4 protein-coding genes are annotated in these 3,435 nt (G+C 60.8%); 1 reads left to right on the forward strand and 3 read right to left on the reverse strand.

All coding sequences use genetic code 11. The annotated features are described in order from the left end of the window. Nucleotides 1–128 precede the first annotated feature (128 nt). The 3 genes from ACW9JE_RS29580 to ACW9JE_RS29590 all read right to left on the reverse strand — a co-directional run bounded on the left by ACW9JE_RS29580 (nucleotide 129) and on the right by ACW9JE_RS29590 (nucleotide 2,732). On the reverse strand, nucleotides 129–446 hold the full coding sequence (locus tag ACW9JE_RS29580; protein WP_224536840.1) for a DUF2388 domain-containing protein: 318 nt from the start codon (nucleotides 444–446) through the stop codon (nucleotides 129–131). A gap of 72 nt (nucleotides 447–518) precedes the next feature. Further along, nucleotides 519–2,303, reverse strand: a complete 1,785-nt coding sequence (locus tag ACW9JE_RS29585) for a GspE/PulE family protein (RefSeq protein WP_457434774.1) — start codon at nucleotides 2,301–2,303, stop codon at nucleotides 519–521. A 90-nt stretch (nucleotides 2,304–2,393) separates the two neighbouring features. Further along, complete coding sequence (locus ACW9JE_RS29590; protein WP_457434775.1) at nucleotides 2,394–2,732, reverse strand: hypothetical protein; 339 nt, start codon at nucleotides 2,730–2,732, stop codon at nucleotides 2,394–2,396. A 126-nt stretch (nucleotides 2,733–2,858) separates the two neighbouring features. On the opposite strand from ACW9JE_RS29590, the gene ACW9JE_RS29595 reads away from it, so the two are divergent. Next, nucleotides 2,859–3,329 carry an Lrp/AsnC family transcriptional regulator gene (locus ACW9JE_RS29595; protein WP_175379694.1) on the forward strand — a complete coding sequence of 157 codons (471 nt, stop codon included), beginning with the start codon at nucleotides 2,859–2,861 and terminating at the stop codon, nucleotides 3,327–3,329. Nucleotides 3,330–3,435 lie beyond the last annotated feature (106 nt).

Genomic DNA, 3,435 nt, shown 5'->3' on the forward strand with positions numbered 1-3,435 from the left:
CGGCAGAGATGTTGAATGTGGGTCCGCCATCGCGGGCAAGCCCGCTCCCACAATGAATTGCATCAGATTTGAGGTTACGGGCAAAAAAATGCCGCTCGGGTGAGCGGCATTTTTTCTGACTGGAAAGGTTACTCCGCAGCCACGGCATTCTTAGCCAGGATCGCGTTCGCCAGTTCCATGTCCGTAGCCTGCAGCCCAGGATTATCGGCGCGGACTTTCTGCATCGCCGCTTCCAGATACGGACCGCGAATGCCGCCATCGCTGGCGACGAAGCTGCTGGCATCGTCCTGGGCGGCGATGATCAGTTTGTGGTCCTTGAACGTCAGGTAGGTCGAGCCGGTGGTTGCGCCGGAGGAAATGACGTTACGCCAGAAACTGTCAGCCATCGCCGAACCGACAGGCAGGGACAGCAGGGCGACGGTGGCGACAGCAAGTTTGAAACGCATGATGGGGTGACTCCACTGTTTGATCTACGCAGTTGGATTGTCGTCCCCTGACCGAGTTCCATGCGCTCACATCTACTTCTGCTCACTCTGCGGCGTAACCCGCAGCACCTCTTCGACCGTGGTCAGACCCGCCGCCACTTTCTGCGCGCCGGACAGCCGCAGGCTGCGCATCCCTTCCTTGAACGCCTGGCGCCGTACCGCCATCAGATCGGTATCAGGGTTGATCAGGGCTTTCACGCCGTCGGTCAATTGCATGATTTCGTAGACCCCGGCGCGACCGTGATAGCCGGTGTCGCGACACTCCAGGCAACCGATGGCTCGTTGCGCATTGGTGGGCAGTGGCGCCTGCCAAGGCCGGGTCAGGGTTTGCCAGTCTTCTTCGCCCAGGGTTTGCGGTGCCTTGCAGTGCGGGCACAGGGTTCGTACCAGACGCTGGGCCATGACGCCCAGCACCGTGGCCTTGATCAGGTAATGCGGCACGCCCAGTTCCAGCAGGCGGCTGATGGCGCTCGGCGCGTCGTTGGTGTGCAGCGTCGACAGCACCAGGTGGCCGGTGAGCGCGGCCTGGATCGCCATCTCCGCGGTTTCGAGGTCGCGGATCTCGCCGATCATGATGATGTCCGGGTCTTGGCGCATCAGCGCGCGCACCCCGGAGGCGAAAGTCAGGTCGATGTTGTGCTGGACCTGCATCTGATTGAACGCCGGCTCGACCATCTCGATCGGGTCTTCGATGGTGCAGAGGTTGACCTCCGGCGTCGCCAGTTTCTTCAGCGTGGTGTAGAGCGTGGTGGTCTTGCCGGAACCGGTGGGCCCGGTGACGAGAATGATGCCGTTCGGCTGACGGGTCATGTCCTGCCAGCGGCGCAGGTCGTCGGCGGAAAAGCCGAGCTGGTCGAAATCCTTGAGCAGTACCTCGGGGTCGAAAATCCGCATGACCATTTTTTCGCCAAAGGCGGTGGGCAGGGTCGACAGTCGCAGTTCCACTTCGCCGCCGTCCGGGGTCTTGGTCTTGACCCGGCCGTCCTGGGGTTTGCGTTTCTCCGCGACGTTCATCCGGCCGAGGGTTTTCAGGCGGCTGACGATGGCCATGCTGACCTGCGGCGGAAACTGGTAGACGTTGTGCAACACGCCGTCGATGCGAAATCGCACCGTGCCCTGTTCGCGCCGGGGTTCGATGTGAATATCGCTGGCGCGCTGCTGGAAGGCGTACTGGAACAGCCAGTCGACGATGTTGACGATGTGCGCGTCGTTGGCATCCGGCTCCTGGTCGCTGGCGCCGAGGTTGAGCAACTGTTCGAAGTTGCCCAGGGTGTTGACCTGTTGCTCGCCGTTGCTGGCGCCGGTGACCGATTTGGCCAGGCGGAAAAACTCCACGCTGAAACGCTGGATATCCACCGGGTTGGCCACCACCCGCTTGATCGGCAGCTTCAACACATGGGTCAGGTCGGCTTCCCAGCTGCTGACGTAGGGCTGGGCGCTGGCGACGGTCACTGCGTCGCGGTCGATGGACACCGCGAGAATCTTGTGACGCTGGGCGAAGGCGTAGGACATCAGCGGCATGACGGCCGCCACGTTGATTTTCAGCGGGTCGATGCGCAGGTAAGGCTGGCCCGCCTGCTGGGACAGCCACAGGGTCAGGTTTTCCAGATCGTGGTGTTTGCCGGGGCGGCTGAGGTCGTCCAGTTGCTGGCTGGCGATGAACTCCAGAGGATGCATCTGGCCATGGGCGGCGTGACGGCGACGGGCATTGAGCGCGTGCTCGGCCGAGTCCTGGCTGATGTAGCCCTGGGCGACCAGTTCACGCAGTACATCATTGAGATCCAGCCAGCGGTCCTGAAAGGCGAGTTGAACGGACATGCGGGCTCCTTTTGAACACAAGTGCGCAAAGGATAGTCGTGGCCCAACAGACCGTTGGGCCACTACCCGACGAAGCCGTATCGATTTCTTTCAGGCGGTGGCCTGGGCCGCTTCTACCCACGGGGCGTCGGCGGTTTGCAGATCCACCGAGCAGACGCTGATCAGGTTACGCAGTTTTTCCGCAATCACCTGGGCGCGATGCCAGCTCAACCCGTCGATCACCACCTCGATACTCAGGCTGTCAGCCTCGCGCTGCACGTTCACTTGCTGCGGCGTCAGGAACTGCAAGGCGAACAGGTTGAGCGCACGGCACAGCAGGTCGGGTTCGGCGTCGGCCAGCAATTGATAGCGAACACGGCAGTGCGCGTTGCCGGCGTTCCAGACGTCGGCGCGGACGGGCAGGGTGTTTACGGCTTCCAGGTGAGGCATGGTCGTTCTCCAAAATCGCTGGAGAAATATTTACATTCGGTGGCGGGTATTTCTTATCTAAGATGAGCGTTATTGCATCGGTTGCGAATCGATCAATTCCTGAATTAATAATTTGAAGGTTTTTTTATGCAGAGCGAGCTGGACAGTTACGACCGCAGGATCCTGGCGTTGCTGCAGGAGGACGCCTCGCTCTCCAGCGCGCAAATCGCCGAACAGGTGGGGTTGTCGCAGTCGCCATGCTGGCGACGGATTCAGCGGATGAAAGAGGAGGGGATCATCCGCGCTCAGGTGACCTTGCTCGACCGCAAGAAAATCGGCCTGAACACGCAGATCTTCGCCCAGGTCAAACTCAACGCCCACGGACGCTCGAACTTCACCGAATTCACCGAAGCGATTCGCGGCTTTCCGGAAGTGCTGGAGTGTTATGTGCTGATGGGGGCGGTGGATTTCATGCTGCGGATCGTGGCCGCGGACATCGAGGCCTATGAGCGATTCTTCTTCGAGAAGCTGTCGCTGGTGCCGGGGATTCAGGAGGTGAACTCGATTGTGGCGTTGTCGGAGATCAAGTCGACGACCAGTTTGCCGGTGATGCGCTGAGGTTTTGAAGGTCCGCTTTTGTGATGAAGGGCCTTTGTGATGAGTGGCTTTTGTGGCGAGGGGGCTTGCCCCCGTTGGACTGCGCAGCAGTCCCATCTTTTGGGGC

The sequence above is a fragment of the Pseudomonas sp. SDO55104_S430 genome (assembly GCF_054070595.1).

Coding starts and splice junctions, on each gene's coding strand:
- ACW9JE_RS29580 (WP_224536840.1), bottom strand. CDS start 446: ATGCGTTTCAAACTTGCTGTCGCCACCGTCGCCCTGCTGTCCCTGCCT.
- ACW9JE_RS29585 (WP_457434774.1), bottom strand. CDS start 2,303: ATGTCCGTTCAACTCGCCTTTCAGGACCGCTGGCTGGATCTCAATGAT.
- ACW9JE_RS29590 (WP_457434775.1), bottom strand. CDS start 2,732: ATGCCTCACCTGGAAGCCGTAAACACCCTGCCCGTCCGCGCCGACGTC.
- ACW9JE_RS29595 (WP_175379694.1), top strand. CDS start 2,859: ATGCAGAGCGAGCTGGACAGTTACGACCGCAGGATCCTGGCGTTGCTG.